This is a genomic window from Burkholderia sp. AW49-1, assembly GCF_053427845.1.
Genome location: NZ_JBSAXF010000005.1, coordinates 105969 through 132945, shown reverse-complemented (window position 1 = coordinate 132945; position 26977 = coordinate 105969). Strand labels below are relative to the sequence as shown.

Sequence of the window (26977 nt, the reverse complement as noted above, 5' to 3'; positions counted from 1 at the left end):
CGCTGCAAGAATAATTTCGTCGGATCCAGTCGGGATCAGTCGGTTTCAGGCAGCGACACGTCGCCCACCTCGTCACCGAACTTCGAAGTGACATAGGCACGCATGGCGGCGATCAGTTGTGTCGGTCCGTCCGCATTGAAGTCGCCATCAAGACCTATCACGGTACCTCGCGCATTGACGTAGGCGGTCCAGCCGCCGGGCGACCCGCGGAAAGCCATCTGCGCAAATCCAATGTTCTCGCGCCCGATGATAGCGCCGCCCTGCGCCCAATCTGTCGACGGGCGAAACGGCAGCGCACCGATCAGGTGTTTTATTTGCTCCATCACTTCGAGCGTCAGTTGCTGCCCCTCAAACTGAGCAAGCAGCGCGCGACAAACCCAGTAGTCGAGCGCCATGTCGGAAAGTTCGGCGACTTTCACGCCACCTCCCCGACCTTGATCAGATCCTTCGCGATGAACATTGGAAGCAATGCTGCCTTCCCCGCCTGGTAGCTCGCGTGCTGATCACCGGCTCGCCCGTTGCTCCAGACGCTGTAGCCGCATTCCTTATTACGCATGCTGACGGAAATCGCCGCGCGCTGCACAACCGGTAACAGGTCAACGCAAAGCTGAACCTGCTCGGCGATCTGGTCATCGACCCAGCCTTCGGCACGTTCGTCGATCTCGACCTCGTTCATTGGCGTTTCGTACTCGCGGCATGTCCGATCGTCTGCGCGGTACCAGTGCGCACGGCGCTCAGCGTCCGATTGCCGTATCTGCCACCGATACCAGGTCAGCAAGAGTTCTTCGATTTGTTGGCTCTGATCGGGCGTCATGGTCATCCTGTCGTCGAATTTGATTTTCACCGCAGACCCGCTGCGGCTCGGTGCTTGGAATACGGCCCACGGATGTACTGATCGAATCGGGATTTCGCGGCGCGGTCGTGATCCAGAAACGCACGACTCTCGACACAGCAGCGCGCCCGGATGAATTCGGCCGCGTCGGCCGGCGTGTTGGCCGGCTGCCCGATCGACTGCATCCATTCGAGGAAAGCCGGCTCGTTGGCCCAGAGGCCAGCGAGTCGCGCCACCGGACCGCCCTTGGGATGTTGTGCCGCCGCCATCACGGCATCACCCGGAAAGGGATGCCCCAGTACAGCATCCAGTCGATAAGCGATTCGCGGAGGTCAACGCCACGGGGAAACGAAAATTCGATTTCCCCGTTGTCGACTTCCCGCCCAACGATCGGGCAGCCGGCGAACGAGACAAAGCGATCGCCGGACGCATCGTCGACCCGCGCCGCCGCGATCGCCCGCAGCGGCACGGGCACCGATGACAGTTCGATGCATGCGATTTCGCTCATGCCAGGCTCTTCAGGATGGATTGGAATTGCCGCAGCTTTTCGAGGCTGGCCGCGTTTTCAGCGTTGCCCTGCTCGATCGTGAGCGCGGCCGTCTCGATGTCCGACGCGAGCATCACGAGCTCCGTTGCGACAGCCCGCGCGCGCTCGGCCAGCTTTGACAGGATCTCGATCGGGAGAATCGATTGCTCGACGGACGCGTTGACCGCCTCTTCGGGTTTCTGGACCGGCACTTTCAATACCTCCCTCTCTCTGACCTCGACACGTTGATAGCGGCCGCGGCTCGGCTCGCGAATCAGTCCTGAATCCTTCAGCCTGCCGAGACACCCGTCGATTACCGCGGCGTCCGGCGAGCTCTTCGTTACCCGCAAGAGATGGCTGGCAATTTCGGAGCGCGACCAAGCCTCCTGAATCGGGACCATCTCGAGGACCTTCTTCGCGATCGCAGATAGCCCGCTCAGGGCGGCTTGATATTTCGCCGGCGTCATCCCTGATCCTCCAAATTGCGCACGAGTTCGCCGCTCTCGATGAATTGCCCGAGCTCGCGCGACTTCTGGTTTCGATAGACGTATGCCCTCGTGCGGAATACCCCTGGCGACACCCACCGGGGATCACCCTTCGGAATGCGCCCACGATGCATTTCCGGAATGAACGCATCGACCTCAACCGCCGTGATCAGCTGGCGCTTGACGGTCGCGATGCGGGCGATTCGAAATACCGTCGCATCGATCTCACGTGTTTGCTCGACGAAGACCGTTCCGCCAGCACCGCGGCGTCTCGGAGCGGCATATACGCCGTCTGGAATCTCAACCCACAATCTCACTGGCAATTTGCCTCTCCCATCTTCCGGGCGCGCACCGGCGCCCATTCCTCGTATGCTCGATCCCAAGCATCGAACTTGACCTGCTTCGGAGTACCGACGCGGTTCTGATCGAGCCACGCATGACACGCGCCGCAGCCCGGAACCGTGAATTCGTTTTTCGCCTTCATCGCGCCGGCCTTCCCATGACGCGCCTGGTTGGAGTGGCACGGCACCACCGTGTCATCGAGCGGATTGAGCCGGCAGACACCTGGCACGCGCAGGTAACACTGCTCGCCGCGGCAGGCCGCCAGATACTTCGCGCCGTCGGCGACTGTCGGCCGCTGTGCTCGACGCTTCATCGCGGTCTTTCGGGGTGCTTGTTCCGGCAGCGGTGAGCTTTTCCGGGACCACGACCCTCGCGACATCGGTTTCTTGCCCGGCTTGAATCCTGATCGCTTCATGCTGCAGCTCGTCCTGCGTCCACCATCGCTCGGATCGCCCTCCCTGCCCACGCAGCTGATTCGGCCAGTCGCTGCTCTCTCTCGATCTGAGCCGTGATCCGCTCTTGGATCAGCTGCGAACGTCTCGAGATGCCACCTTCGTTGAACCCCTCGAAGGGCTTGCCGGTGTATTTGAGCGGCAGAGCCGTGTGAAACAGACCGTGCGGAACACCCTCCACTTCGATTCGGGAGAGGTAGCCATCGGAAATCAGCTTCCGGACGGTCGCACGCATGCCTCCCCCTTGGTTTAGACCCAAGACCCGCGCGACTTGAGCAGCATGGATTCCCGGATTCGCCTGCACGCACTCGATAATTTTTTTCGAAACCGGCCCCACCTTCCCCTCAGCCATCAAAATTCCTCCGTTTGCCAGTCGCCGCCGGTCTTCGCGCGTCCGGCTGTCACTGCAATGAACCGCACCGGATATTGGTCCGCCGCTACCTTGACCTTCACCCGCGCGTCGTCTTGCCAGTGCCCCTTGACTTCGTGCGCTTCGAGCTGGCCATTCGCCAGCATCACGGCGAAGTCGGGCGTGTAGAACGTGTTGTCGGCGAGCCGGAACTTGATGCCCTCGAAGCGATACCAGACGACCTCGCCCTCCTGCTTCCGCGCCTCAAGGTGATCCGCGTACCGCTGCTCGGTCTTGTTCATCTCACCGGTCTTCATGCGCCCGAGCGCTTGCATGCGCGCCTTAGCGTCGGGCTGGCGGTATGCCGGCGTCAGCACTGGCGGCGCATCGATCCCGTCGCTGATTTCGTCGAAACCTGCGTCGACCTGTGGCCGATTGCCGGTCGCATCGAACACGGCCCTCTGCGCAGCGGTCATCTTCGGTCGCGAGTCGTCGCGTACGTGCGCAGTGCCGACCTTCCTAGTACCGGCGTCGACGCGCATCGGCCATGTGGTTCGTTTCGTCATGCATCCACCTGTTGTGCGCCCTGATCTCGTGGAATGTCGTTGAAGTAGGCGTACAGCGCCTCGTAGCGCTCTTCGCTTTCTCGGCTCACCGTACGCAACATGTCCTCCATCCATTCGCCCGGGCCGGCCGCCTTGAAGACTTTCGCCTTGAACCGGTAGAACACTTGTCCGGCCTTTTCTTCGATGCCCAGCTGCTTGCCGCGCTCGCGAATGCCCGGAGCTGATTTCCACCAGTCCGGCGCGACAGTGGTTCCGGCACCCGACGACGTAGCGGTCACGTCGCCTTTCAGCGGAAAGAGGCCTGTCCAGCCCCGCAGCACGGCTTCTTCGATGCAGGTCCTCGGGTCTTGCCCCAGCGATCGCAACTTCGTCAGCTTGCGGATCGAGACGACCGCCGCCGGGCGCGTCCATGGCGCGTCCTTGTGCTTCGCCTCGCGGTGTTCGCACCACATGTCCCAGTCCTCGAACGCCAGCCAGTCCGGCAGTTCGATCGACTGCAGCTCGCCGTGAGCCGCAACTTTCGGCGCACGCCGTGCGCCTTGGTGGTTCTCTGATGGTTCCTGTGGTGGTTCATGGTGAATCGGGTGCAACCCATTGCACCCTTTTGCGAAACCCATTGCACCCTTTTCGTCGTCCGTTGCACCCTTTTTGCTTCTCGTTGCACCCTTTCCGATGGGTGCATCCGTTGCACCCTTTGAGCCAGCGGAAATGGGTGCAATCTCTGCACCGTTTATCCAGGCGGGATTGATGCGGTACTCGCACGCACGACCACGACCGCCGGCCGCATTGGCGACGAGGATCAGCCAACCGCGCTCGACCATGCTCTTGATCTGGTACTGCACGGCCCGCACGGAACGACGCGTCTTTTCGGCCAGCGTTTCGATGCTCGGGAAAATGTGCTCGCCGTTGTCGTCGCAGAAGTCGGCCAGCTTCAACGCGAGCAACAACTCATGGTCCTCGCCCGGAAAGCGGTCCCAGACCATCGTTTGGACCTTGATGCTCATGCTGCCTCGTCAGTCGATGCCTGACGCTGATCGGCATTCGGAGGCGTCTCGCTATCGGCGAGACCCAGAACCCAACGAAGCGCTTCTGCGCGCTCACCGGTAGCGTTCGCCAGTTCGGCCATGATCTGCTTGCGAGTCTTCTGCCGCGGCGCGCCGCCGTCCATCACTGCACGTTGCGCGCGGGAGCGCTCGTGGCCGGTCTTCCCGGCGCCAGCATTCACCAGCTCGCGCACCTTCACGCGCTGCTCGGCCGGCGACAGCTTGGACAGCATCACCGCGTGGGTGACGCTCACCGCGCCGCCCTCCACCGCTTTCTGCACGTCGGCGCAGCAGTCGAGCAGTGCCAGCGTCGAGCGCACCGTGGCCGGGTTGCAGCCGAAGATCGTCGCGAGATCGTCTTCGCTCCGGCCAAACGTCAGCTGCAGCGCCATCTTCTCGGCGCGCGAGATTGGGGTTTCCTGCTGGCGAATGGCGTTCTCGCTCGCCGTCGTTGCCGACAAGATCTGATTGCGGAGCTTCGGCGGCAAACGGCGAACGAAACCCGGCACAAGCCGAATCGGCTCACCACGGTCGCGCCGCCGGCGATTCGCCTCGATTGCGTTCTTCACCCGCTGCCGGCCGGTCACAACCTCGATGGCGCCCGTTTCGGGATTCTTCGTGACTTCGATAGGCTGGATGACGCCCTGGAAGTCGATGTTCCGCACCATTGCCTCGTCGAGCGGGAGGTGCACACGCGAGTCGTAAAGCGGGTGCGTCTTGTCTTCGACGAGCACCAGGTCTTCCGGATCGAACTCCAGCAAGTTGCCCTTGCCTTTCGCTCCGTACGCATCGATGGAATTTTTTGCCACGTTTCCTCCAGGGAGAATTCAAGCCGCTATCTCGATAGGCAGCGGATCGCAATCGGGTCGTGTCAGGCGACCGGCAGGCCGAGCAGCTCTTGCGACTTGCCCGTCGCGGTGCATTCGCGCTTGCCGCGCTTCGCGAGGCGTTCAGCGTCGAGCAGCTCACGCGCTCGACCGCACACACTGGAAAGTTTGAGATTCGTCCGCGCCGAAATGTCCTCGCGGGTGAGCAAGGTCTCGAGCGAATCGAAGCAGTCCATCACCATCTGCTGTTTGGCCGAGAGCTCGGCCACGGGAATGGCGTGGAAACTGTCTTGCTGCGTCTCGGAGACGCGATGGCCCGTACGGGCGCTGAAAAAATCATCCATGCGGCTCTCCTGCGGCCGTCAGCCGCTTAGGACTACGAAACCCAGACAGAAGGACTCTCCGGAGAAAGCGCTTGTGACGGGGTTCCTGCCGCTAGATCACCGGCCGCCGCACTCCCCGAACCCTTCGCGCGCACACCGGCAGTTGCTGCCGATCACGTTCCCCTGCGCGAGATAGTCCATATAGCCCTTGGTCGTGACGACCAGGCCGAGCGAGGTGAAAACGGTATTGAGGTGCTCGAGCGTGATGCCGGCGCCGTTGCTCAGGATCTTGGACGGCATCGAAGCGTCCCAGCCTGTGGCTTCGAGGACTGCGGCCTTTGCCTTCGGATCGGCCATCGCTTCGCGCAAGAGGCGCTCGACGATCGGCGTGGTCCGCGCGCCCGTGAAAGAAATAGGTTGTGCCACTGCGTTCATTGTTGTTCCCCGACATTCAAAAATCCGGGAATGCCCCGGAATACTGCTTTCTCTAGACTGCTTACGTCACAACTGGATGTGGATCACTCGGAAGGTCGGTCAGGTTCCGAGTAGACGTCCTCGAGCTGCCAGACGACGCCCCGTGAGGCCGCATACGAGATCAGCCTGCGTGCGGTCGCTACCAACGGGTCGCAAGCGCCGTTCTCGTAATGAGAAAGCGCCGACTGCGTGATGCCGATGCTCTTGGCCAGTTCGGCTTGGGAAAGCTGAAGGGCAAGACGAAGAGTGCGGACGTTGTTCATGCGCAAATATTAGAACTTCTCTCGTCTGAGGTCAAGAGAAGTTCTAATCACGTCGCACGGCAAATATTAGTGCGGCTATTTACCATTGGACTTATGGCTACCGTCGAGAAACGCCCCCTCACTGAGGAAGAAATTGCCGAGCGCGACCGCCTGGTCGACGCATGGAATCGCTATAAAGCGACACACCCAGGCGCATCTCAGATTTGGCTCGCCGAAGCAACCGGCCTCGGCACGCAAGGACTCATTAGCCAATATCTGCGCGGAATCATTCCACTGAATGTACGCGCCCTTCTCGCGATCTGCGCGCAGATCGGCGCCAATCCAGCAGATGTAAGCCCCCGGCTAGCGAAAGACGTTCAGTCCATCCAGGACTCGGTCGGGTTGGAAGGGGTAAGCGAGGCGGCCCGCAAGGTGATCGACGCCGTGATCCGCGCCGACAAAGCTGGCGAGCCCGCCGAGACGTTCAAATATATCCTGCGACTACTTCCCGCTGAGGGTGAGCAGCTCGGACGCCTGAACAAATAAGCTCCCGCTCACTGTCACGCGCGTCTATCCCTACGAGCGGCTCGAGCGCCCAGTCATCTGCGATGATCGATCGCGCTGCAATAATGCGCGCGCCGTCTTCACTCGGAACAAGTGCCGGCTCCCCCAACAAGTTGATCACCCATTCGCATTCGCTATAGGCCCTTCGCACGAACGCAGAGCGTCCTACCAGAAGGGAATTCCACGATGACTTGATCCGAACCAAGTCTCCCGGCCTGCATCGCAGGCGATTCTTTCCTTCATTTTCCATTGGCCGCCCTCGTCATCATCAGCACCGCAATACTGTACGCATGTACAGTAGTTTAGCGCCGGAACCAGACCGCTTTCAACTGACTTCGGCAACTGCTGACAACTTCCCCGTCAGCAGGACCGCGCTGCTGCCATTCCTTAGTTAGCGCCGGCTGCATGTTCAGCCTATTTCTCGTAGCGGCTCCTCATCAAGCAGAAATATTAGAACTTCTCTTGACACTGAAAAAGAGAACTTCTAATATTCGATCCAACGCAGCACAGATCGCTGCGCCACCGCCCCGCGAAAGGCCAGCCACCAACCCGAAGGAAACGAGATGGGATTCAAGTTCAGTTTGGGCGACGAGGTCACGATCGCCGCCAGCGGCGAAACCGGTGAAGTAATCGGACGCGCCGAATACGCCGACACCTCGAATCAGTATTTCATCCGCTACAAGGCCGGCGACGGCCGAGCAACCGAATCGTGGTGGAGCGAAAGCGCCCTCACCGCGTAACAGGTCGAAACGGCGGGAGGAAGGGGGAGTAACGGCCCGCTGTATGCACGTGATGCGTGCACTGATGATGACCGCGCCATCGGGCGCAACCGCTTCGGCGGACGTTCTTTAACCTGACTGATGGGATAAAAGTTGCCCGGGCTTCGCCCTGTCGCATACATGCCCCGCCCACCCGCCGCATGACAGATTCTCAAAGTGCGGGAGACACAGCTTTCAAGAGCGCGCATTCTGTCGCGGATCCTCCGCATCAACCTACCGACGCAGTGCAAGCACCACACCGAGTGCGCGCCCTTGAGGGTTTCCGACTGCGCTGATCGAAGGGCATTGACCTCCAGTGCCCTTCTTTGAGCGCGGTCCCGGACGTCGCGTTTTCAGTGTTTCTGCACTCATTTAGGAATCCTCACATGGAAAAGATTCTGATCGGCGTGGTAGCCGTCGTCGTCGTGCTTGGTATCGCGCTTGTTCGCGGGATCAAGCGCATGAACGACGACGACCTCCACCGGCACTGACCAACCGCGGAGAACAATATGAACAGCCTCCAGCTTGTATTTCGGAAATACAAACAATCGCCTGTATTTAGCAAAAAGCGCGATTGGGCGCCGCTCGTCGCGCTGGCGGCGTTCTACCTGCTCGCCGGCGCCGTCGCGCCCCCGCTCGAGCGTCTGATGGGGGTGTGGGCATGAAGGGCTTCCTTCTCTACATCGCCAGTTCCGTCGTCGCGCTCGGTGCCGCCATCGTGTTGCTCGCCACAGTGCAGCAGTGGGACGAGGACACGATGCCGGCCGCGCGCGTCGTCACGGCCGCGAGGAGCATCTGACATGGTCCTCTCCTTTGGTTCACGCGGGCAGTTGTTCGTCCTTCAGACCATCCTCGTCGACGATTTCGGCAACAGCATTTCGCTGGTCGACGTTGCCGGTGCAAACGGTGACCGCCTCCTCGAATTGATGGGCGCGACTGACGCGTACATCAAAAGTGGCGAGGTGCACTGACCATGCTGCCGACCCTCTGGCAAATCATCGAAGACCTCGCGAACGGCAGCATCACGCGCCGCCAGGCCTTCGCCATGCTCAAAGCGCGCCTGCGCGCTGCCGCGCGGAGACGCTGATCATGCCCGGCCCGCTTCCCGTCACCGACGCCATGATCGCGCGCGAGTTCCGCCTGCAGCGCTGCCGCGGCTCGGCCGTCGACGCGATCACGAATCCGCTGATCCGCCGCTGCCTCGCGCTCGGCGCGGAAGCGCGTGCCGAGCGCGAGGCGCGCGAAGCGGCCGCCGCCCCGTTCCATCCCATCCGCGACGCGAAGTCTCGCGCCGCCAACGACAACGACTGACCCACCCTCACCTACGGAGATCTCATGAGCGTCAGACCTATCACCGACACGCTGCGCCACATCGGTGGCGGCATCTTCATCGACCAGGCAAGCGACAAGCTCGCGGAGCTGGTGAACGCCGTCGACGCCAGCGGCAAGGCCGGCACGATGACCATCACGATCGCCGTCAAGAAAGCAACGCGCGGCGGCGCCATGCATATCGGCGCCAAGGTCACGTTGAAGAAGCCGGCCGAGGAACCGATGGAAGCGATGCTGTTCGCGACGCCCGAGGGCAACCTCATCGCGGACGATCCCCGCCAACAGAAGCTGGACCTGAAGCGCGTCGACGGCGCTTCGGATGCGCCGCCGTCCGCGCTCAAGACGGCATAACCACCTCCCTCCACCAAGGACTCTGCAGAAACCATGGACGACCTCAATCAGAACCTCGCCGAGACGCTCGCGCGCGAAATGAAGCAGCCGATCGAAATCGGCTCGAACACCTCGGCCGCGGTGCGCCGTCTCGCACTTCCGCCGGACTGGCAGTTCGTCGAGAAGGATGAATCGAAGCTGCTGCCGAAGCCGCTGCGCAAGATCGCCCAGGTGCGCGTGCGCGACGTCGACAGCTTCATCGAATACGTGAAGCGTCACGGCTCGCTGACCGACTGCACGATCTGGTGCCTCGCCAACTACGTGGAGGGCAAGATCTCGTTCACGGGGATCATCAACGACCACGGCGCGGACGAGAATGCGCCGGCCTGGCGCGATCACCGCGCGCTGTTCTCGCCCGAGTTCAGCGAGGAGTGGCGCCGCTGGACGGGCGTCAATCGGAAGCAGATGAGCCAGACGGAATTCGCTGCGTTCATCGAGGACAACCTGAAGGACATCGCGAGCCCGGACGGTGCCGGGCTGCCGAGCGGCTCGGCGATGCTCGAAATGGCCCTGTCGTTCGAAGCGACGCAGGACATGCGGTTCAAGAGCGCGGTCCGTCTGTCGAACGGCGGCGTCAACCTGTCGTTCGTCCAGGACGACGATGCGCAGACGCTGCAGAAGATGTCCGTATTCGAGCGCTTCGCGATCGGCGTGCCGGTGTTCTGGAACGGCGACGCCTACCAGATCGACGCGCGCCTGCGCTACCGCGTGCGCGACGGCAAGCTCGCGTTCTGGTTCGAGTTGATCCGCGCCGACAAGGTGCTCGAGGCGGCCGCCACGACCATCGTCAACACGATCAAGGAAAAAACCGGGAATCCGTTCTTCTTCGGCACGCCGTTCGCCGGCGAGTAAGCCTCCCTACGCGGCGGCCGCGCGCCGCCGCGCCACCGGCCCATGAAGCCTGACCATCAAACGGAGATCTCGCGTGAAGCGTGACCTGATGACTCTGCCGCTCGACCTCGGCAGCGAACTGATCGTCGACAACTTCGCCGGCGGCGGTGGCGCCAGCACCGGCCTTGAACGCGCATTCGGGCGCCCGGTCGACATCGCAATCAACCACGACGCGGAAGCGATCGCAATGCACCTCGCGAACCACCCGCAAACGGCGCACTACTGCGAAAGCGTGTTTGACGTCGATCCCGCGGCGATTACCAGAAACCAGCCGGTCGGCCTCGTTTGGCTGTCGCCGGACTGCAAGCACTTCAGCAAGGCGAAGGGTGGCAAGCCCGTGTCGAAGAAGATCCGCGGGCTCGCGTGGATCGCGTTGCGCTGGGCCGCGACGGTGAAGCCGCGCGTGATCATGCTCGAGAACGTCGAAGAATTCGTGACGTGGGGGCCGCTCGGCACCGACGGCCGGCCATGCCCGAAGAATCGCGGCCGCACGTTCCGTTCGTTCGTGAACGCGCTGGCGCGCCACGGCTACCGCGTCGAACACCGCGAGCTGCGCGCGTGCGACTTCGGCGCGCCGACCATCCGGAAGCGCCTGTTCCTCGTCGCGCGCTGCGATGGGCTGCCGATCGTATGGCCGACGCCAACGCACGGTGACCCGAAAAGTACCGCCGTGCGCGCCGGCGCGTTGCAGCCGTGGCGTACAGCAGGAACGGACGTCATCGACTGGTCGATCCCCTGCCCGTCGATCTTCGAGCGCGAGCGGCCGCTGAAGGATGCGACGCTGCGCCGTATCGCGCGCGGCATCATGAAGTTCGTCGTGAACAGCGCTGACCCTTTCGTGATTCACCTGACGCACCACGGCGCAGACCGCGCGGCCAGCATCAACGCACCGCTCGCCACCGTCACCGGCGCGAACCGCGGCGAACAGGCTCTCGTCGCCGCGCACATCACGAAGTTCCGCGCGAACAGCACCGGGAGCGCCGCAGACACGCCGCTGCATACCGTAACCGCCGGCGGCGACTGCGCGCGCCCGGCTGGCGCTGCGCATGCCATGGGCGTCGTCGCGGCGACGTTGATCCAGACGAGCTACGGCGAGCGGCCCGGCCAAGCGCCCCGCGTTCCTGGCCTCAACAAGCCGCTCGGCACCGTCGTCGCGCAGGGCGTGAAGCATGCCGCGGTGACCGCGTTTCTCGCGAAGCACTACGGCGGCCACGAATCGCCGGGCGCGTCGCTCAATGCGGCGATCAGCACGATCACGACGCAGGACCACCATCACCTGGTGACGTCGAACCTCGTGAAGCTCCGCGGAACGAGCCGCGACGGCCAGCGCACCGACGAGCCGCTGCACACGATCAGCGCCGGCGGCACGCACCACGCCGAGGTGCGAGCGTTCCTGATCAAGTACTACGGCGAGGGCGGTCAGTGGCAGGACGCGCGCGAGCCGTTGCACACGATCCCGACGCGCGACCGCATGGGCCTGGTGACGATCCATGGCGAGGACTACGCCATCGTCGACATCGGTATGCGCATGCTCACGCCGCGCGAGCTCGCGCGCGCGCAGGGCTTCCCGGACAGCTATGTGCTCGACCCGATCGTCAACGGCAAGCCGCTGTCGAAGTCGGCGCAGGTTCGCATGATCGGCAACAGCGTTTGCCCCGACGTCGCGACCGCACTGATCCGCGCGAACTTCTCCCACGAACAGCAGCTCGCGCACGTCGCGGCGTAACCGAGGACCACACCATGACCACTATCGACATCACCACGCTCACGAAGGTCGAGCGCAGCATCATCCTCTATGCGGAATCCTGCAGCGTGGACTACGGCGGCCTGCTCGAAGGCCGGCGCATGAACAACGACGATCTGGTCGCCCTCCGGAAGTTCACAGAGGCCGGCCTGCTGACTTTCGGCCGCATTCCCTCGGAGCTGCTCGCCCCGTTGTCGGACTATGGCCGCGCGCCGACGCACTGGATCACGTTCACAGATGCCGCGTGGCAGCTCGCGCATGCCCTGCGCCGCGAGCGCGCTGCACGCGGATCGGCGTCGCGCACGAAAGTCGATGCGGCGCTCGCCGCGCGCGCGACGGAGGCAGCATGACCACCGAAAATAGCCGCGCTGATGCGCTGACGGACGGCCAGCTTTGCGCCGTTCAATACGCTACTGAAGCGTTGCGCGCGATCGCCGAGCGCCGCGAACAGGTCGACGACGTAATCCGGCCGCTCAACGATATTCGGACGGCGTCCCGACGTGCTGCTGCGGCACTGAAGCGGTTCGAGCCCGTCGCCAACGCTCTACTCGCCGCATCCACAGTCGAGCAGCCCGCAGCAGCGCCGATCGAATACCGCTACGAAGGTGGCACGCACTGGTGCGACCTTGGGCCGGCCGAACGCATGCGACCGGATTTCAAGGGCGTCTATCGCCTTAAGGCTGGCACGTTCCCGGTATGGGCTGGCGAACCCGCACCCTCGCCGGCGGACGAGCGGGCGGCGTTCGAGGCCAATGCAAGAAAACTCGGGATGCCGCTCGATAGCAATGGAGGGCACTACTCCAACATTCGAACGCGCAATCGCTGGCTCGGCTGGCAAGCCCGTGCCGCATCTGCCAACGAGACGGGGGCGGAAGGGGTGCTCGGTTACGCACAACGACTTGCCACGGGCCTGTGGGAGAAGCACTGGCGAGACTCGGCGCCGCAGTGGAAAGTGCTAGACGATACGCTCGGCGTGCTGACGCAGATCGACAACATGGTGTGCGGCCTTTCCCGCTCGCCCGCTATGGCGGCGGAACAGGTGGCGATCCCGGCCGGATGGAAGGCCATGCCGCCGTCAGCAACGACGGCGATGCGGATGGCGATGGCCAAAGCCGCAGCTGACTACATGCAGCATACGGGCGGCAACAGCCCGGATGCGATCTATGAAGCCGCGTTCGCTGCCGCCCCGCAGCCCGCGCAGGCGGACGCTCGGGCCGGGCTGACCGATGCAATCGTGGCCGCCGCGAAGACGGTCGTGCGCGAAGAGCTCGACTCTGTGTCGGTGCATCCATGCGACGAGCACGACGACGAAGTGCGGGCACGCCAGCTACCCGACCACATGCAGAAACTGTACCGCGCCCTTCTCGCGACGCCGCCCGCACCGGAGCCTCATCATGAAAGAGCCGATTCTCAGCGCCGACGAACTTACGCATGCAGCGCGTGCGCTTCTCATGGCGGTTCTCGGTGCTCCCCATGACATCGAACGCGCCTCGGTGACCGTGCATTTCGACGAAAGCAAGCAGGGGCATAACGCGCTCAACCAGATGTCGCGAAGCCAGACCACCCCGACTGGGTCGAATGGAAGCTCACCGACCAGAGCTGGCAGCAATGGCGAAATGAAAACCAAAGCGCTATCGAGAATATGAAGGCGGAGCTATCTGCACATGCAATAGAAAGCCGATGACGCGGATGAATCTCAAAAGTCGGTGCGCATGATGAAGATAGGCGAGGAGGCTCCTGCACGCGCCTTCTGCGTTGCGACTTGCCCAATTTGCGCCAAATTTTCCGATAGCGCCTTTTCATCCCCCTCTCTCGTGCCGTCCGAACCGAACACGTCTCCGAGACATTCGTGGGTAACTTGAACCTGAAAGGTCTTATCGCCGACCAGGTGGTTGAAAACCAAATCATTGTCTCGATGAAGGAATGTCTGACCGAAAGGGTTTGTCATGACAGAGCGCCCCATTTACGCCGAAATTGGCAAAGGAATCCTAGCATGACCGAACGCCCTATCCTTTTCAGCGGCCCGATGGTGCGCGCCATCCTCGAAGGCCGCAAGACGCAGACGCGCCGCATCATCAAACTGCCGCACAACAACCCGCTTGGTGCGTGGGAACCGACGACGGCCGGCGGCGGCTCTGTGAAGTATGCCGGCGGGACGCCTGCGCCGGAACTCGCCGCGATCTGGCACACGCGTACCGGCAACTGCTACGTCTACCCGCATGGCGACGTCGGCGACCGCCTGTGGGTGCGCGAGACGCACGAGGTGCGCCGCATCGGCACCGAGACGTTCGAAGGTGCGCGCCCGACGCGACGCTACGCCGGCATCGCCTACCAGGCCGACGACGGCCGCACCGAAGTCGACATCAACCTCGACACGTTCCAGGCGCTCGACGCCAAGGAATCGCGCGGCTGGACGCCTTCCATCCACATGCCGCGCTGGGCGTCGCGTATCGCGCTCGAGATCACCGGCGTACGCGCCGAGCGACTGCAGTCCATCAGCGAGTCCGACGCGCGCGCCGAAGGCGTGACGATCGAAGAACACCACATGCGCGGTTACTGCGCCGGCGCATACCGGCCGCCCAGCATCCGCGCCTTTCATGACCTGTGGGACAGCCTGAACGCGGCGCGTGGGCATGGCTGGGACACCAATCCCTGGGTCTGGGTCGTTGAATTTCGCAGGATCTCACCATGAGCATCTACCTCACCACGCCAGAGCTGGCCGAGCTGGTGGGCTGCAAGCCGCGCAGCCACGCCTGCATGAAACGCTGGCTCGAGCGCAATCACTGGCCGTTCGCGGTCAACATCGCCGGCGTGCCGCTCGTCGCGCGTGAGTACTACGATGCACGCATGACCGGCACGGCCCCGCCGGCCGCGCCGGCCGCGCACCCGCGCCACTCCCGCGCGGCCGCAGAACAAGAACCGAATTTCGACGCACTCGCAGCATGATCGGACGACGCAAGCGACCGGACGGATTGCCGTTCCGGCTCTACGCCCACTACGGGAAGCACAAGGTCAGCTTCGGCTACAAGCTGCCCAATGGCCGCTGGGCGTTCCGCCTGTCGGCGCCGGCCCACAACAAGGAAGCGCTCGCCGAGATCCGCAAGCAGGCGATCGAGCGCGCGGAGGCGCTCAACGGGAACGCGATCGAACCCGGCACGGTCGAGGCGCTCGTCGCGCGGTACTTCGAATGGCAGGACGGATTGCCGCACACCGACGAGCGCCGCAAGGCACAGTCGACCCTCGATGAGAACCGAGTTGAATCGAAGCGGCTGATCAAGGTCTTCGGAAAGATGGCGCCGGCTGCCATTAAGCCCAAGCACGTGTACGGCTATCTCGACAAGCGCGCGCAGCTCGGAGCGCCGGCGAAGGCGAACAAGGAAATCGCCCTCCTGTCCGCGATCCTGGAATACGGCCGGCGCCGCGGCGAGCTTGAAACGAACCCGTGTCGCGGCATCGAATACAACCCGACGCGGCCGCGCCAGCGGTATGTCACGCAGGACGAGATCGAGCTCGCCGTGGAAGTCGCGCGGTCGCGCCGAAGCGTCGGCGACCAGCATCCGAGTTCCGCGTACCTCATCCTCGCGCTATGCGTGAAGGCCGCCTACCTGACCGTTAGCCGGCCGACGGAGATGCGGGAGTTGCACCGCCAGAGTATCCGGCCAGAAGGCGTCGAGGTGCCGATCAGCAAACGCAAGGCCGGCGAGCAGCAGCGCGCGAAGCTCGTGCTGTGGTCACCGGAGCTGAAGGCGGTGATCGACGAGGTGCTCGCGCTGCAGCGGACCACCAGTGTCCACGTCTTCGGCAACACGGCCGGCCAGGTCTACACGCGCAGCGGATGGAACACGAACTGGTCGCGCCTGATGGGCTATTGCGAAAAGGAAGCGAAGGAGCGCGGCGTGCCGTTCGAGCGGTTCGCGCTGCGCGATATGCGGCCGGCAGCCGTGACCGATCGGCAGGAGGAAGGTGACGATCGGATCATAGACGCGACCGGCCATGCAGATGAGCGCATGATCCGGAAGACATACGACCGTCGCCGTCAGAGGAAAGTCCGCGCCACCAAATAAAAAGGAACGGCGCGGAAACCGCGTGAAATTGTCACGCGCTTACTTCTTTCTCGAAAGCTTGCTGCTGCGTAGGGCCGACGCCTTCTCTGGAATTTCGTACAGGTGTTCGAACATGTGCTCGACAATTTCGATTGCGAGCCGGAGTTCATCGAGCGGTGGCCGGTCCAGATCATGAACGGCGTCATTCCCCATAAACCGTAGTTCATGGAGCGTCGCTGCACTGCCCTGAGTAAGGAAACCCTTTTCGGCGAGGCCGGAGATTTTCCCTTCGAGGTTGTTCTTCCTAACGATCTGAGTGCCCCCGCCCTTGGCAGGCACCTCAACAGGTCCATCTGCGATACCTTGCGCTGCACAGATTCCTTCAACAATTGCCCGTAATCCTGCGGCACACAGTGTGGGGCTTTCATTGTTGAAGGCATCAATCATTTCACGATAGATGCGTCGCAAACTGACCGGCACGTTATAAAAATCGCCTGCGGACAATGTGTTTACGCCACGCTTGGGATACAGCAGCGCGCGATCATCGGGCGTCTCTCCAACGTCATAATCATCTTCGGAGAACCATTGCACATGCCTGAATGAGACGCTCTCACACCCCTTACATTGCACGATCTGATAGTTATCTGCCCAATTTACGCTCCATCCCTCGTCACGATCCCAAGCCTCACCATCCACATCGAACGACGACATGATCGAATGCTTGGTAGCGCGCTTGCATTGCGTGCAGGCTACAGCGATGTCCGCTCCCGCGGTCTTATCCTTCTCAAATTTGGTAGCCGTTTCCGACGCCATAGCGGTCCCCTTTGTCACTTTACTTATTTGAGAAAACGCAAAAAAGCCCGCGCATCCGCACGGGCTTTTTCTCGTCATCTTCCAAATTTTGGAATCTCATCTTCCAAAACTTGCAACACGTCAGCTAGATTCTGCTGCAAGTGCTTGAATTTGTTGGGGTGGCTGATGGGACTCGAACCCACGACAACAGGAATCACAATCCTGGACTCTACCAACTGAGCTACAGCCACCACTGATACCGCTTTGTTTCTTCGCCGTTTCGTTTCGTTTCGTGTTCAGCAGCGAAGAACAAGATTATACGAAGACTTTTCCGTCTTGCAAAGCATTTTTTTCAAAATTTTCGAGAGCATCGTTCAGATGCGTGCGCGCCTCGTCGAACACGGCCAGATCGCCGCGCGCGAGCTTCTTGTTGTCCGACAGCACGCGACGCCAGCCGCGTGCACCCGCCACGCCGCGATACAGCCCGAGTGCGTGCCGGACGATCGCACCGAGATACGTGCCGCGCTTCAGTTCCGCCGCACAGTATTCGATCAGTTTCGCCTCGGCCTCCTCGCGCGTCGGCATCGCCGCAGTCGCCCCATAGAAGCGCGCATCGACACCCGCGAGCACATACGGGTTGTGATACGCCTCGCGGCCGAGCATCACGCCGTCCACATGCTCGAGATGCTGCGCCACTTCGTCGAGCGTCTTGATCCCGCCGTTGATCACGATCTCCAGCGACGGGAAATCGCGCTTCAGCTGATACGCATAGTCGTACTTGAGCGGCGGGATCTCGCGGTTCTCCTTCGGCGACAGCCCCTTCAGGATCGCGTTGCGCGCGTGCACGACGAACGTCTCGCAACCCGCCTCGGCCACCGTGCCGACGAAATCCCGCACGAACGCATAGTCCTCGACCGCGTCGACCCCGATCCGATGCTTGACCGTGACCGGCACCGACACCACATCGCGCATCGCTTTCACGCAATCGGCAACGAGTTGCGGCTCGTTCATCAGGCACGCGCCGAATGCACCGCGCTGCACGCGCTCGGACGGACAGCCGCAATTCAGGTTGATCTCGTCATAGCCCCATTGCTCGCCGAGTTTCGCAGCGCGCGCGAGATCGTCCCGTTCGCTGCCGCCCAACTGCAGCGCGACCGGCGATTCGTTCGGCGTGAACGCGAGATGCCGCTGGGCATCGCCGAACAGCAGCGCGCCCGTCGTGATCATTTCCGTATACAGCCACGTGTCGCGCGTCAGCGTGCGATGAAACGACCGGCAATGACGGTCGGTCCAGTCGAGCATGGGCGCCACGGAAACGCGGCGGGGAGGAAGCGAGGACGAAGCGGACATGGAATTCGGGGCAGCAAGCGGCGCGGGAAACAACCCGGCATTTTACCGCAACGCGACCAGGCCGGCCCGGCAGCCTGACTAGACCGGCCCGCCCTCGCCCAGTTCGGCGTCGACGGCCCGCCGCGCCTCCTCGAGTACGCGCTCGATCACGCGGCGTTCGGTCAGCAGCATACCGTCGACTTTCACGAGCCGCCAGTCAATCCGCACGGCCGCGCCCTGCAGCACGCGGTAGTGCGCATGCTCGCCGTCCCACACCTGCTCGGTCTTCACTTCGATCTCGTAGCCGCGGTACGGCTCGCTGAAATCGCCGAGATCACTGCCTCTCGGTTCCATCGCTCGCTCCGTGGCGACGCACGCCGGGCCGCGCCGGCGGCCGGCGCCGTGCGCTCAGTCGTATTCGTTAGACAAGACGGATTTGCCGTCGGCGGTCAGGTCGACGCGGTCGGCCGCCGCCTGATAGATCAGCCCTTCGTTCAGCAACGCATAGACGACGTCGTCGAACGCGGCAGGGACCGGCCGGGTGTCGCCGAACTGGTCGATCCACTTCAGCGCCTCGATGGCTTCGGGAGAAAGGATGGGGGTCATGCGTTGGCCTCCGGCGTCGGTGTCGTTCCATCCTAGCACTTCGTCCGGATGGCGAATACCGAGGCAAACGCGCGACGAAAATGCCGGGCGCGACGGATGGCTGTATGGCCCGTCCGCGGCGCCCGGCATCGGAGACACGCTCAGAGGCGCGCGATCGACACTTCGGTGGATTTCACGAGCGCGACGACTTCCGCGCCCACCTTCAGTTCAAGTTCGTCGACCGAGCGCGTCGTGATCACCGACGTGACGATGCCGAACGGCGTCTCGACGTCGACCTCGGAGACCACGGGCCCGCGAATGATCTCCTTCACCTTGCCTTTGAACTGGTTACGCACGTTGATTGCAGTGATGCTCATCGGGTTGATCGCTCCGAAGAAAAAAGTCTGAGAGCGGGCGGCCGGTGCCGCCCGGATTTAAACGGCCCAGCGAATTTGCCCGACCGGTCGTACGGGATCGACCTCATGTGCCGCGCCCTGCTCGGCCACACCTTGCCCGCCGGCGAGCACGCGTTGCAGTACGCGATCTTCGAGCGCCGCGAACGCGGCCGACGCGCGTGCACGTGGCCGGTCGAGCGGCACCGGCTGATCGAGAGCGACGCGACCTTGCTCGATCAACAGGATCCGGTCGCCGAGGGCGACGGCCTCCTGCACGTCGTGCGTGACGAGCAGCGCGGTAAACCGGTGCTCGCGCCACAAGCGCTCGATCAGCGCATGCATCTCGATGCGGGTCAGCGCGTCGAGCGCGCCGAGCGGCTCGTCGAGCAGCAGCAGTTGCGGTCGGTGCACGAGCGCTCGGGCGAGCGCGACGCGCTGCCGCTGGCCGCCCGACAACTGCGCGGGCCAGTCGTTCGCGCGCTCGAGGAGCCCGACTTCGTCGAGCACCGCGCGCGCCCGATCGCGCGCCCCGCGCCCCAGGCCCAGCATCACGTTCTGCAGCACGGTCTTCCACGGCAGCAATCGCGCATCCTGGTACATGATTCGCGTGTCGAGCGTGCCGCCCCCCTCGCCGCGCGTCACGAGGGCACCGCTGGTCGGCGCTTCGAGTCCCGCGACGAGGCGCAGCAGCGTGGATTTCCCGCAGCCACTGCGGCCGACGATCGCGACGAAGCTGCCGCGCGCGATGCCGAGTTCGACGTTGTCGAGCACGGTGCGCGTGCCGAAGCGCTTGCTGACGCCCGACAGCGTCACTGCGTCGTCCTGTGACGGGCCGCCCGCGCGCCGCCGCGCAAGCGGAACGACGGATGCGCCGCCGTCCCGATCGACGATCGCCGCATGGCGTGCGTCGTCGTCCGCCACGCGTGCCTGCGCCAGTTCGGCCTCGAGGTCTGCGCCGGCGAGCGGGCCGTAGCCGGCCGCCGAAGTCGTCGCATTCATGCTTTTGCTCCAGATTGATAGGCGGGGTGCCAGCGCAGCGTCACGCGCTCGATCCATTTCGCCAGCACGTCGGCCAGCTTGCCGAGCACCGCATACAGCAGGATGCCGACCACCACCACATCGGTTTGCAGGAATTCGCGTGCGTTCATCGTCATGTAGCCGATGCCCGACTGCGCGGAAATCGTTTCCGCGACGATCAGCATCACCCACATCAGCCCGAGCGCGAAGCGCACGCCGACGAGAATCGACGGCAATGCGCCGGGCAGGATCACGTCGCGATACAGCGCGAAGCCGCGCACGCCGTAACTCTTCGCCATCTCGATCAGGTTCGCGTCGACCGAGCGGATCCCGTGATACGTGTTGATGTAGACCGGAAAGAACACACCGAGCGCGACGAGAAACAGCTTCGCCTTCTCGTCGATGCCGAACCACAGGATCACGAGCGGAATCATCGCGAGCGCGGGGATGTTGCGGATCATCTGGATCGTCGAATCGAGCGCAATCTCCGCTGCTTTCGACAAGCCGGTCGCGAGCCCGAGCGCCAGGCCGACGCCGCCGCCGATCGCGAAGCCGAACAGCGCGCGCCAGGTGCTGACCTTCACGTTCGCCCACATCTCGCCCGACGTCACGAGCGACCACGCGGCACGCACGACCGCCACCGGCTCGGGCAGCACGCGGGTCGACAGCCAGCCGACGCGCGCGCCGACCTCCCATGCGGCCAGCAGCGCGAGCGGCACGAGCCACGGCGCGATGCCGCGCCAGGCGCGGGCGGCCACGGCCGCGCCGGTCGTCGACGTTTTCGTTGTCATCTCAGGCCTCCTTCGTTCAGCTCTGGCTCGCCTTCGGCAGGTAGTTGTTGCCGACGATCTCGCCGAACGGACCCGACAGCGGACCGGACGACCGCACCGCCCCCTTGCCCTTGATCAGCGGGAACACGAGCTCGGCGAAACGGTACGACTCCTCGAGGTGCGGATACCCGGACAGGATGAACGTCTCGATGCCGAGATCCGCGTACTCGCGCATGCGTTCGGCGACCTGTTCGGGGTTGCCGACGAGCGCGGTACCCGCGCCGCCGCGCACGAGACCGACACCGGCCCACAGGTTGGGATACACCTCGAGCGCCTCGCGGCCGCCGCGCTTGCCGCCGTGCAGCGCGGCCATCCGGCGCTGGCCTTCCGAATCCATGTTCGCGAATGCCTTCTGCGCACGCGCGATCGTCTCGTCGTCGAGACGGCTGATCAGGCGCTCGGCATCGCGCCAGGCTTCGTCCTCGGTCTCGCGCACGATCACGTGCAGGCGGATGCCGAACCTGATCTTGCGGCCGCGCGCCTCGGCGCGGGCGCGAATGTCGGCGATCTTCTTCGCGACGGCCTCGGGCGGCTCGCCCCAGGTCAGATAGGTGTCGATGTGATCGGCGGCGATCGCGTGTGCGGCCGGCGACGATCCGCCGAACCACAACGGCGGATGCGGGCGCTGCACGGGCGGATACAGCGCCTTGCCGCCCTTCGATTGAAGGTGCTTGCCGATGTAGTCGAACCCGCCGTTGTCGTGCGATGCGGACAGCAGCCCGCGCCAGATGTTCAGGAAGTCGTCGGTGATTTCATAACGCGTGTCGTGGTCGGCGAACAGTCCGTCGCCTTCGAGCTCGGCGGCATCGCCACCCGTCACGACGTTGATCAGCAGACGCCCGCCCGACAGACGATCGAACGTCGCGGCCATCCGCGCCGCGAGGCCTGGCGATGCGATGCCGGGACGCACGGCGACCAGGAACTTCAGGTGTTGCGTCGCCGGAATCAGGCTCGACGCGACGACCCACGCATCCTCGCAGGAACGGCCGGTCGGCAGCAGCACGCCTTCATAGCCGAGCGTGTCGGCCGCGACGGCGATCTGCTTGAAATAATCGTAATCCGCGGCGCGCGCGCCTTCAGCGGTGCCGAGGTAACGGCTGTCGCCGTGCGTGGGAATAAACCAGAAAACATTCATCTGCTGCTCCTGCTTGACTGTTCTTGCCGGAATCTGGATAACACGAGGCCCTGCTCGCGTCGCGAATGAGCGACGCATGCATGGTGTGCATTCGAATCGGGATGGCTCGCCGGTCAGGCCGTGCCGCGGGCGAGTACGCGATTGCACGGCTGTTTCTGGGAAATCAGTCTATGGATCGCTGCAGGGCTTTGGAACGATTTTTTTTAGCTTAGGTTTTCCGCTTTCGTGATTAGCCCGACGCTCCAGCGAATATCGCGTCAGCCGGGCCCTATAATGACGCACCCATCCGAATAACTTCGCGCGGACGGCCCCGGTCGGCCGCGCCTGCAATGCACTCATCGATGCAGAAAGTCATCCTGCCGTTCCTGTCCGGCTTCCTGGCCGCCCTCTTCTTTCGCGAAGCGACGCTCGCGCTCCTGCATACGGCCGACCTGATCGCCGCCGCCGGCTTCTCCACGCAACCGTTCGCGCCGCTCGGCATTCCTGAATTTGTTGCGAACGCATTGATCAGCGCGTGCTGCGCGATCCCGATGGCGTGGCTGCTGCGCGTGGCGCCGGATCGTGAGGCGCCGTGGATCGGCGCGCTGGTGTTCGGCGGCATCGTGCTGACGGCCGCCCGCGTGTTCGCGATCGATCCGCTGCGCGGGATCTGGCCGTCGGGCAACATGATGCCGGTGCTCGCCGCCGGTTTCGCGGCGAACGCGGTCTGGGGCTTCGGCGCGCTCGTGTTCATGCGCGCGTTCATGTCGGACGACGCCGGCGACGAATAACGCACGTCTTGCCGCGAGGCCCCCGGCCCACTGCCCGCCGAGCCGGATCGGCACCCTCGAATGAAAAGGCCGCCTGCACACAATGCAGGCGGCCTTTTTGCTTTTCGCGTCGAAACCGCGGCGCGTCAGTCCTTCAAATTGCGCAGCGGATGCGTGTCGGGCGTCCACGGGCTGTCGAACATCGCGAGCACGTCGGCGCGGTCGATATCGGCGATCGACTTGAAGCGCCAGGCCGGCTGATGGTCCTTGTCGACGATCAGCGCGCGCACGCCCTCGATCACGTCGCCGTGCGCGAACGTTGAACGCGTGAGGTCGAGGTCACGCCGCAGGCAGTCGGCCATCGTCGCCCCGCGCGCCCGTTCGACGACTTCGAGCGACACGGCCATCGACAGCGGCGACAGCTGGCTGCGCATCGCATGGGTCGCCTTCTCGACCCATCCGTCGACCGCGGCGCAATCCTGCTCGGCGTCGAGCGATGCGAGGATCGCGCCGATATCGGCTTGCGCGAAATGACGATCGATCCCGGCGCGCGCGTCGGCCAGCGCAGACGTGTCGGGCGTCGGCACGACCTTGTGCGACGCGGCCGCGTCGGCCACGCACGCGACGGCCTGCGCGCCGCTGTCGATGCGTGCGCTGCGCAGCGTATCGAGCAGTGCCGGCAGCGCGGCGTCGGGCAGGTACACGTCGGCGAGCTGTGCATACAGTGCGCCGGCCGCGTCGAGCGTCGCGCCGGTCACCGCGAGATAGCGGCCGATCGCACCCGGCACGCGCGCGAGGAACCAGCTCATCCCGACATCGGGGAACAGGCCGATGCGCGTTTCGGGCATCGCCATCTTCGTCGAGTCGGTGACCACGCGCAGGCCGCCCGTATGCCGTGCCGCCTGCGAAATGCCCATGCCGCCACCCATCACGACACCGTGCATCAGCGCGATGTACGGTTTCGGATAGGCGAAGATCGTATGGTTGAGCGTGTATTCCTCGATGAAGAACGTGTCGACCGCATCGCGGTCGCCGCGCTGCCACGCGTCGTGGAAGAAGCGCACGTCGCCGCCCGCGCAGAACGCACGAGGATGAGGGCTGTGCACCACGACGGCGACCACGTCGGCGTCGTCACGCCACGCGTCGAGCGCCTGCTGCATCAGCCGGATCATCCCGACCGACAGCGCATTCAGCGCCTTCGGCCGGTTCAGTTCGAGATAGCCGATGCGGTTCGCGACATACGCGCGGACGTCGGGTTGAGCGGATTCCGCGGAAGCGGAAGTGGAATCGGTCATGTGAGCCATCCGGCGTATCGCGGGCGCACGCTCAGTGCGCCTGCATCTTCGAGAACAGGTTCAGCACCACGACGCCCGAGATGATCAGCCCGAGGCCGATCACGGCCGGCAGGTCCGGCACCTGGCGATAGAGCAACATCGCGACGAGCGTGATCAGCACGATGCCGGCACCCGACCACACGGCATAGATGATGCCGACGGGCATCGTGCGCAACGTGAGGGACAGACAGTAGAACGCGATACCGTAACCGGCCACGACGAGCGCCGACGGCCAGAAGCGCGTGAAACCGTCCGCCGCGCGCAGCGCGGACGTGCCGACAACTTCCGCGACGATAGCGATCGCGAGCCATGCGTAACCCGGAAGCTGCATCGCTCAGCTCCTTGCAAGCGCCAGCACGGCATAGTTCTGCCCGAGCTCGGCGCACAGCGCTTCGACGACGAACTCGTGATCCGCGCGCTGCGGCAGGCCCGATGCGGTGATCGAGCCGATCACGCCGGCCCCCGCGACGGTCAGCGGAAACGCGCCGCCGTGCGGCGAATATTCGGAGATCGGCAGTCCGTGCTTGTCGGCGAGCGTGGCGCCGGCCTGCTGCATGCGCAGGCCGATCGCATACGAGCTGCGGCGGAAATGCGCGACGACGTTGCGCTTGCGGCGCACCCAGTCGGCGTTGTCGGGCGTCGCACCGGCGAGCGCCGCATAGAACAGCGGCTGGCCGAACGTGGCGATGTCGATCGCGATTGCATGGCCGCGCGACGTCGCGAGCGCATGCATCCGGTTGCCGAGCGCCCAGGCGCGAGCCGGGTCGAAATGGGGAAACACGAGCGCCTGTTCCTGCGCGCCGATCGATTGCAGATCGTGAGCGATGTCCATGAATCCGTCGATGCAGTAGTGAGTGTTGCAACGGCACCGACGCAATTCGCGCGCGACTCCGCTGCCGGAATGAACGACACAAGCAAACCGCTCGATTCTAGCGCACGCGCCCGCCGTACCGGCCCTGCAAGCGCCCCGCCGGCGATTGCGGCGTGATTGTCAGAAAGTGCTTGCAAGCGTTTTGAATAGTCCATATAATTCAATTCTTCGACGGACGCGGGGTGGAGCAGTCTGGCAGCTCGTCGGGCTCATAACCCGAAGGTCGTAGGTTCAAATCCTACCCCCGCAACCAACGTCCCGATTCATGCAAGAAGCCCGGCTCAACGCCGGGCTTTTTGTTTTTCGGCGCCCGATTCCGCGCATCGCACGTTGCGCTTCGCGCCGCACGCCGCGCGCATGCGCGCGCGTTCAAGAATGCCCCGCCCCGGTGATACACTCGCATCACCTCGTCCCTTCCACTCGACATGAAATTCTGCTCCGTCTGCGGTCACGAAGTCATCGCGCGCATTCCTCAGGGCGACAACCGTGAGCGCTTCGTCTGCGATCACTGCGGCACGATCCATTACCAGAATCCGCGTAACGTGGTCGGCACGGTGCCGGTCTGGGGCGATCAGGTGCTGCTGTGCCGCCGCGCGATCGAACCGCGCTACGGTTTCTGGACGCTGCCGGCGGGCTTCATGGAGATGGGCGAGACGACGGCCGAGGCCGCCGCGCGCGAAACGCTCGAAGAGGCCGGCGCACGCGTCGAGGTGCAGAACCTGTTCACGCTGCTGAACGTGCCGCACGTGCACCAAGTCCACCTGTTCTATCTGGCGCGGCTCACCGATCCAGCCTACGAGGCCGGCGAGGAAAGCCTCGAAGTCAGGTTGTTCGACGAAGCCGACATTCCGTGGGACGAAATCGCGTTCCCGACCGTCAGCCAGACGCTGCGCTTCTTTTTCGCCGATCGCGCCGCCGGCGACTACGGCGTCCATACCGGCGATATCTTCCGCTCGCTGCGCAACGGCTGAGCCCGCGCCCCATGGTCCCCTGGCTCGGCCCGGACGATCCGTTTCCGCCCATCGAACGCGCGCTCGGTCCGGCGACCGGCGCGCCGGGGCTGCTCGCGGCGAGCGCCGACCTGCTGCCGTCGCGCCTGATCGAAGCCTACCTGCGCGGCATCTTCCCGTGGTATTCGGACGGTCAACCCGTGCTGTGGTGGAGCCCCGACCCGCGGATGGTCCTCGTGCCAACCGAATTCAAGGTGTCCCCGTCGCTGCGCAAGACGCTCAGGCGCGTGCTGCGCGACCCCGCGTGGGAAGTGCGCGTCGACCACGACTTTCCGGGCGTGATGCGCGCGTGCGCGCAGGCGCCGCGTCGCGGGCAGCGCGGCACCTGGATCACGGCCGAAATCATCGACGCATATACATCGCTCTATCGTTCCGGCAACGCGCACAGCATCGAGACGTGGCATGACGGGCGCCGCGTCGGCGGCCTGTACGGCGTCGCGTTCGGACGGATGTTTTTCGGCGAATCGATGTACGCGGACGCCACCGATGCGTCGAAGATCGCACTGGCGACGCTCGTCGCCCATCTTCGCGAGCAGGGGCTGGAGATGATAGACTGCCAGCAGAATACGTCGCATCTAGCGTCGCTCGGCGGCCGCGAGATCGCACGCAAGGCCTTTGTCGCTCACGTGCGCCGCGCGGTGGCCGAACCGCCGATTCCGTGGCAGTTCGACAAGCGCGCGCTCGCCGCGCTGACGGGCCCTGCAGAACCGGCCGCCCCCTCCGGGATCGAGCGCTAGCGCGGCACTCCCT

The 26977-nt window shown here is 64.0% G+C and carries 42 protein-coding genes and 2 tRNA genes; 18 read left to right on the top strand and 26 right to left on the bottom strand.

Going from position 1 to position 26977, the window contains the following annotated elements:
• Positions 1-35: 35 nt before the first annotated feature.
• The 14 genes from ACV22W_RS10695 to ACV22W_RS10630 all read right to left on the bottom strand — a co-directional run bounded on the left by ACV22W_RS10695 (position 36) and on the right by ACV22W_RS10630 (position 6482).
• Positions 36-419 carry a phage protein NinX family protein gene (locus ACV22W_RS10695; protein WP_301739193.1) on the bottom strand — a complete coding sequence of 128 codons (384 nt, stop codon included), beginning with the start codon at positions 417-419 and terminating at the stop codon, positions 36-38.
• Positions 416-844 carry a hypothetical protein gene (locus tag ACV22W_RS10690; RefSeq protein ID WP_301739192.1) on the bottom strand — a complete coding sequence of 143 codons (429 nt, stop codon included), beginning with the start codon at positions 842-844 and terminating at the stop codon, positions 416-418. Before ACV22W_RS10690 ends, ACV22W_RS10695 begins: the two co-directional genes overlap by 4 nt.
• Positions 841-1101 (bottom strand): hypothetical protein, encoded by a 261-nt coding sequence (locus ACV22W_RS10685; RefSeq protein ID WP_060163188.1) that lies wholly within the window; start codon positions 1099-1101, stop codon positions 841-843. Before ACV22W_RS10685 ends, ACV22W_RS10690 begins: the two co-directional genes overlap by 4 nt.
• Positions 1101-1340 (bottom strand): hypothetical protein, encoded by a 240-nt coding sequence (locus ACV22W_RS10680; RefSeq protein WP_406805991.1) that lies wholly within the window; start codon positions 1338-1340, stop codon positions 1101-1103. Before ACV22W_RS10680 ends, ACV22W_RS10685 begins: the two co-directional genes overlap by 1 nt.
• Positions 1337-1825, bottom strand: a complete 489-nt coding sequence (locus ACV22W_RS10675) for a hypothetical protein (protein WP_448019075.1) — start codon at positions 1823-1825, stop codon at positions 1337-1339. Before ACV22W_RS10675 ends, ACV22W_RS10680 begins: the two co-directional genes overlap by 4 nt.
• The gene (locus tag ACV22W_RS10670; protein WP_448019300.1) at positions 1822-2154 is read right to left on the bottom strand and encodes a hypothetical protein; all 333 of its coding nucleotides are present in this window, start codon (positions 2152-2154) and stop codon (positions 1822-1824) included. The genes ACV22W_RS10675 and ACV22W_RS10670 overlap by 4 nt, the downstream gene beginning before the upstream one ends.
• A 2-nt stretch (positions 2155-2156) precedes the next feature.
• Complete coding sequence (locus tag ACV22W_RS10665) at positions 2157-2600, bottom strand: nuclease domain-containing protein (protein ID WP_448019074.1); 444 nt, start codon at positions 2598-2600, stop codon at positions 2157-2159.
• Positions 2597-2989 carry a winged helix-turn-helix transcriptional regulator gene (locus tag ACV22W_RS10660; protein WP_448019073.1) on the bottom strand — a complete coding sequence of 131 codons (393 nt, stop codon included), beginning with the start codon at positions 2987-2989 and terminating at the stop codon, positions 2597-2599. The genes ACV22W_RS10665 and ACV22W_RS10660 overlap by 4 nt, the downstream gene beginning before the upstream one ends.
• Complete coding sequence (locus ACV22W_RS10655; protein WP_046548192.1) at positions 2989-3552, bottom strand: hypothetical protein; 564 nt, start codon at positions 3550-3552, stop codon at positions 2989-2991. Before ACV22W_RS10655 ends, ACV22W_RS10660 begins: the two co-directional genes overlap by 1 nt.
• The gene (locus ACV22W_RS10650; protein ID WP_448019072.1) at positions 3549-4556 is read right to left on the bottom strand and encodes a helix-turn-helix domain-containing protein; all 1008 of its coding nucleotides are present in this window, start codon (positions 4554-4556) and stop codon (positions 3549-3551) included. Before ACV22W_RS10650 ends, ACV22W_RS10655 begins: the two co-directional genes overlap by 4 nt.
• The gene (locus tag ACV22W_RS10645; RefSeq protein ID WP_406805985.1) at positions 4553-5404 is read right to left on the bottom strand and encodes a ParB/RepB/Spo0J family partition protein; all 852 of its coding nucleotides are present in this window, start codon (positions 5402-5404) and stop codon (positions 4553-4555) included. Before ACV22W_RS10645 ends, ACV22W_RS10650 begins: the two co-directional genes overlap by 4 nt.
• Before the next feature lie 62 nt (positions 5405-5466).
• Positions 5467-5766 carry a hypothetical protein gene (locus tag ACV22W_RS10640; protein WP_448019071.1) on the bottom strand — a complete coding sequence of 100 codons (300 nt, stop codon included), beginning with the start codon at positions 5764-5766 and terminating at the stop codon, positions 5467-5469.
• A gap of 96 nt (positions 5767-5862) precedes the next feature.
• Complete coding sequence (locus ACV22W_RS10635; RefSeq protein WP_406805983.1) at positions 5863-6180, bottom strand: DNA-binding protein; 318 nt, start codon at positions 6178-6180, stop codon at positions 5863-5865.
• An 83-nt stretch (positions 6181-6263) separates the two neighbouring features.
• Positions 6264-6482 carry a helix-turn-helix transcriptional regulator gene (locus ACV22W_RS10630; RefSeq protein ID WP_406805982.1) on the bottom strand — a complete coding sequence of 73 codons (219 nt, stop codon included), beginning with the start codon at positions 6480-6482 and terminating at the stop codon, positions 6264-6266.
• Positions 6483-6575: 93 nt separating this feature from the next.
• On the opposite strand from ACV22W_RS10630, the gene ACV22W_RS10625 reads away from it, so the two are divergent.
• The 14 genes from ACV22W_RS10625 (at position 6576) to ACV22W_RS10560 (ending at position 16201) form a co-directional block, all read left to right on the top strand.
• A complete protein-coding gene (locus tag ACV22W_RS10625; RefSeq protein WP_406805981.1) occupies positions 6576-7007 on the top strand; it encodes a hypothetical protein in 432 nt (143 codons plus the stop codon).
• Positions 7008-7588: 581 nt separating this feature from the next.
• Entirely contained in the window at positions 7589-7765 is a 177-nt protein-coding gene (locus ACV22W_RS10620; RefSeq protein ID WP_301739179.1) for a hypothetical protein, read from the top strand.
• A 527-nt stretch (positions 7766-8292) separates the two neighbouring features.
• On the top strand, positions 8293-8448 hold the full coding sequence (locus ACV22W_RS10615) for a hypothetical protein (protein WP_406805980.1): 156 nt from the start codon (positions 8293-8295) through the stop codon (positions 8446-8448).
• Positions 8445-8582: a hypothetical protein gene (locus tag ACV22W_RS10610; RefSeq protein WP_155772598.1), complete on the top strand. Its 138-nt coding sequence runs from the start codon at positions 8445-8447 to the stop codon at positions 8580-8582. Before ACV22W_RS10615 ends, ACV22W_RS10610 begins: the two co-directional genes overlap by 4 nt.
• A 1-nt stretch (position 8583) precedes the next feature.
• Positions 8584-8754 (top strand): hypothetical protein, encoded by a 171-nt coding sequence (locus ACV22W_RS10605; protein ID WP_155772597.1) that lies wholly within the window; start codon positions 8584-8586, stop codon positions 8752-8754.
• Between the two features lie 118 nt (positions 8755-8872).
• Positions 8873-9094, top strand: coding sequence for a hypothetical protein (locus ACV22W_RS10600; protein WP_176332697.1), 222 nt, complete (start codon positions 8873-8875; stop codon positions 9092-9094).
• 24 nt (positions 9095-9118) lie between these two features.
• Positions 9119-9463, top strand: coding sequence for a hypothetical protein (locus ACV22W_RS10595; RefSeq protein WP_059568110.1), 345 nt, complete (start codon positions 9119-9121; stop codon positions 9461-9463).
• Positions 9464-9496: 33 nt separating this feature from the next.
• The gene (locus ACV22W_RS10590) at positions 9497-10354 is read left to right on the top strand and encodes a DUF2303 family protein (protein ID WP_069264104.1); all 858 of its coding nucleotides are present in this window, start codon (positions 9497-9499) and stop codon (positions 10352-10354) included.
• Between the two features lie 73 nt (positions 10355-10427).
• Positions 10428-12119: a DNA cytosine methyltransferase gene (locus tag ACV22W_RS10585; RefSeq protein WP_406805979.1), complete on the top strand. Its 1692-nt coding sequence runs from the start codon at positions 10428-10430 to the stop codon at positions 12117-12119.
• 14 nt (positions 12120-12133) lie between these two features.
• Positions 12134-12487 (top strand): hypothetical protein, encoded by a 354-nt coding sequence (locus ACV22W_RS10580; RefSeq protein WP_448019070.1) that lies wholly within the window; start codon positions 12134-12136, stop codon positions 12485-12487.
• Entirely contained in the window at positions 12484-13614 is a 1131-nt protein-coding gene (locus ACV22W_RS10575) for a hypothetical protein (protein WP_448019069.1), read from the top strand. Before ACV22W_RS10580 ends, ACV22W_RS10575 begins: the two co-directional genes overlap by 4 nt.
• 516 nt (positions 13615-14130) lie before the next feature.
• Positions 14131-14829: a hypothetical protein gene (locus ACV22W_RS10570; RefSeq protein ID WP_448019298.1), complete on the top strand. Its 699-nt coding sequence runs from the start codon at positions 14131-14133 to the stop codon at positions 14827-14829.
• Entirely contained in the window at positions 14826-15083 is a 258-nt protein-coding gene (locus tag ACV22W_RS10565; protein ID WP_448019068.1) for a DUF4224 domain-containing protein, read from the top strand. Before ACV22W_RS10570 ends, ACV22W_RS10565 begins: the two co-directional genes overlap by 4 nt.
• Positions 15080-16201: a hypothetical protein gene (locus tag ACV22W_RS10560; RefSeq protein WP_448019067.1), complete on the top strand. Its 1122-nt coding sequence runs from the start codon at positions 15080-15082 to the stop codon at positions 16199-16201. Before ACV22W_RS10565 ends, ACV22W_RS10560 begins: the two co-directional genes overlap by 4 nt.
• 39 nt (positions 16202-16240) lie before the next feature.
• On the opposite strand, the gene ACV22W_RS10555 is transcribed toward ACV22W_RS10560, so the two are convergent.
• The 9 genes from ACV22W_RS10555 to ssuD form a co-directional block, all read right to left on the bottom strand.
• Positions 16241-16993, bottom strand: a complete 753-nt coding sequence (locus ACV22W_RS10555; RefSeq protein ID WP_448019066.1) for a DUF4145 domain-containing protein — start codon at positions 16991-16993, stop codon at positions 16241-16243.
• A gap of 154 nt (positions 16994-17147) precedes the next feature.
• Positions 17148-17223, bottom strand: a tRNA-His gene (locus ACV22W_RS10550).
• 64 nt (positions 17224-17287) lie between these two features.
• The gene (gene dusA / locus ACV22W_RS10545; RefSeq protein ID WP_448019065.1) at positions 17288-18274 is read right to left on the bottom strand and encodes a tRNA dihydrouridine(20/20a) synthase DusA; all 987 of its coding nucleotides are present in this window, start codon (positions 18272-18274) and stop codon (positions 17288-17290) included.
• 126 nt (positions 18275-18400) lie between these two features.
• Positions 18401-18655, bottom strand: a complete 255-nt coding sequence (locus ACV22W_RS10540) for a hypothetical protein (protein WP_059524526.1) — start codon at positions 18653-18655, stop codon at positions 18401-18403.
• A gap of 54 nt (positions 18656-18709) precedes the next feature.
• Positions 18710-18907 (bottom strand): hypothetical protein, encoded by a 198-nt coding sequence (locus ACV22W_RS10535; RefSeq protein ID WP_059467585.1) that lies wholly within the window; start codon positions 18905-18907, stop codon positions 18710-18712.
• 140 nt (positions 18908-19047) lie between these two features.
• Positions 19048-19263, bottom strand: a complete 216-nt coding sequence (locus ACV22W_RS10530; RefSeq protein ID WP_006400187.1) for a TOBE domain-containing protein — start codon at positions 19261-19263, stop codon at positions 19048-19050.
• Between the two features lie 57 nt (positions 19264-19320).
• A complete protein-coding gene (locus tag ACV22W_RS10525; RefSeq protein ID WP_448019064.1) occupies positions 19321-20280 on the bottom strand; it encodes an ATP-binding cassette domain-containing protein in 960 nt (319 codons plus the stop codon).
• Positions 20277-21089, bottom strand: a complete 813-nt coding sequence (gene ssuC, locus ACV22W_RS10520) for an aliphatic sulfonate ABC transporter permease SsuC (protein ID WP_448019063.1) — start codon at positions 21087-21089, stop codon at positions 20277-20279. The genes ACV22W_RS10525 and ssuC overlap by 4 nt, the downstream gene beginning before the upstream one ends.
• Before the next feature lie 16 nt (positions 21090-21105).
• Positions 21106-22263 (bottom strand): FMNH2-dependent alkanesulfonate monooxygenase, encoded by a 1158-nt coding sequence (ssuD, locus tag ACV22W_RS10515; protein WP_448019062.1) that lies wholly within the window; start codon positions 22261-22263, stop codon positions 21106-21108.
• A gap of 341 nt (positions 22264-22604) precedes the next feature.
• Here ssuD and ACV22W_RS10510 point away from each other — a divergent pair, with 341 nt between their 5' ends.
• Entirely contained in the window at positions 22605-23033 is a 429-nt protein-coding gene (locus ACV22W_RS10510; protein ID WP_448019061.1) for a hypothetical protein, read from the top strand.
• A 125-nt stretch (positions 23034-23158) separates the two neighbouring features.
• Here the strand turns inward: ACV22W_RS10510 and ACV22W_RS10505 are convergent, their stop codons facing one another.
• Genes ACV22W_RS10505 through ACV22W_RS10495 form a run of 3 tightly spaced genes read right to left on the bottom strand, consistent with a single transcriptional unit; the run spans position 23159 to position 25178 of the window.
• A complete protein-coding gene (locus ACV22W_RS10505; RefSeq protein WP_448019060.1) occupies positions 23159-24307 on the bottom strand; it encodes an enoyl-CoA hydratase/isomerase family protein in 1149 nt (382 codons plus the stop codon).
• Positions 24308-24338: 31 nt separating this feature from the next.
• Positions 24339-24677, bottom strand: coding sequence for a DMT family transporter (locus ACV22W_RS10500; protein WP_034186989.1), 339 nt, complete (start codon positions 24675-24677; stop codon positions 24339-24341).
• A 3-nt stretch (positions 24678-24680) separates the two neighbouring features.
• The gene (locus ACV22W_RS10495; RefSeq protein WP_448019059.1) at positions 24681-25178 is read right to left on the bottom strand and encodes a heme-degrading domain-containing protein; all 498 of its coding nucleotides are present in this window, start codon (positions 25176-25178) and stop codon (positions 24681-24683) included.
• Between the two features lie 215 nt (positions 25179-25393).
• On the opposite strand from ACV22W_RS10495, the gene ACV22W_RS10490 reads away from it, so the two are divergent.
• The 3 genes from ACV22W_RS10490 (at position 25394) to aat (ending at position 26964) form a co-directional block, all read left to right on the top strand.
• Positions 25394-25470, top strand: a tRNA-Met gene (locus ACV22W_RS10490).
• A gap of 172 nt (positions 25471-25642) precedes the next feature.
• Entirely contained in the window at positions 25643-26188 is a 546-nt protein-coding gene (locus ACV22W_RS10485; RefSeq protein ID WP_059447221.1) for an NUDIX hydrolase, read from the top strand.
• A gap of 11 nt (positions 26189-26199) precedes the next feature.
• A complete protein-coding gene (gene aat, locus ACV22W_RS10480; protein ID WP_448019058.1) occupies positions 26200-26964 on the top strand; it encodes a leucyl/phenylalanyl-tRNA--protein transferase in 765 nt (254 codons plus the stop codon).
• The last annotated feature ends 13 nt before the right edge of the window (positions 26965-26977 follow it).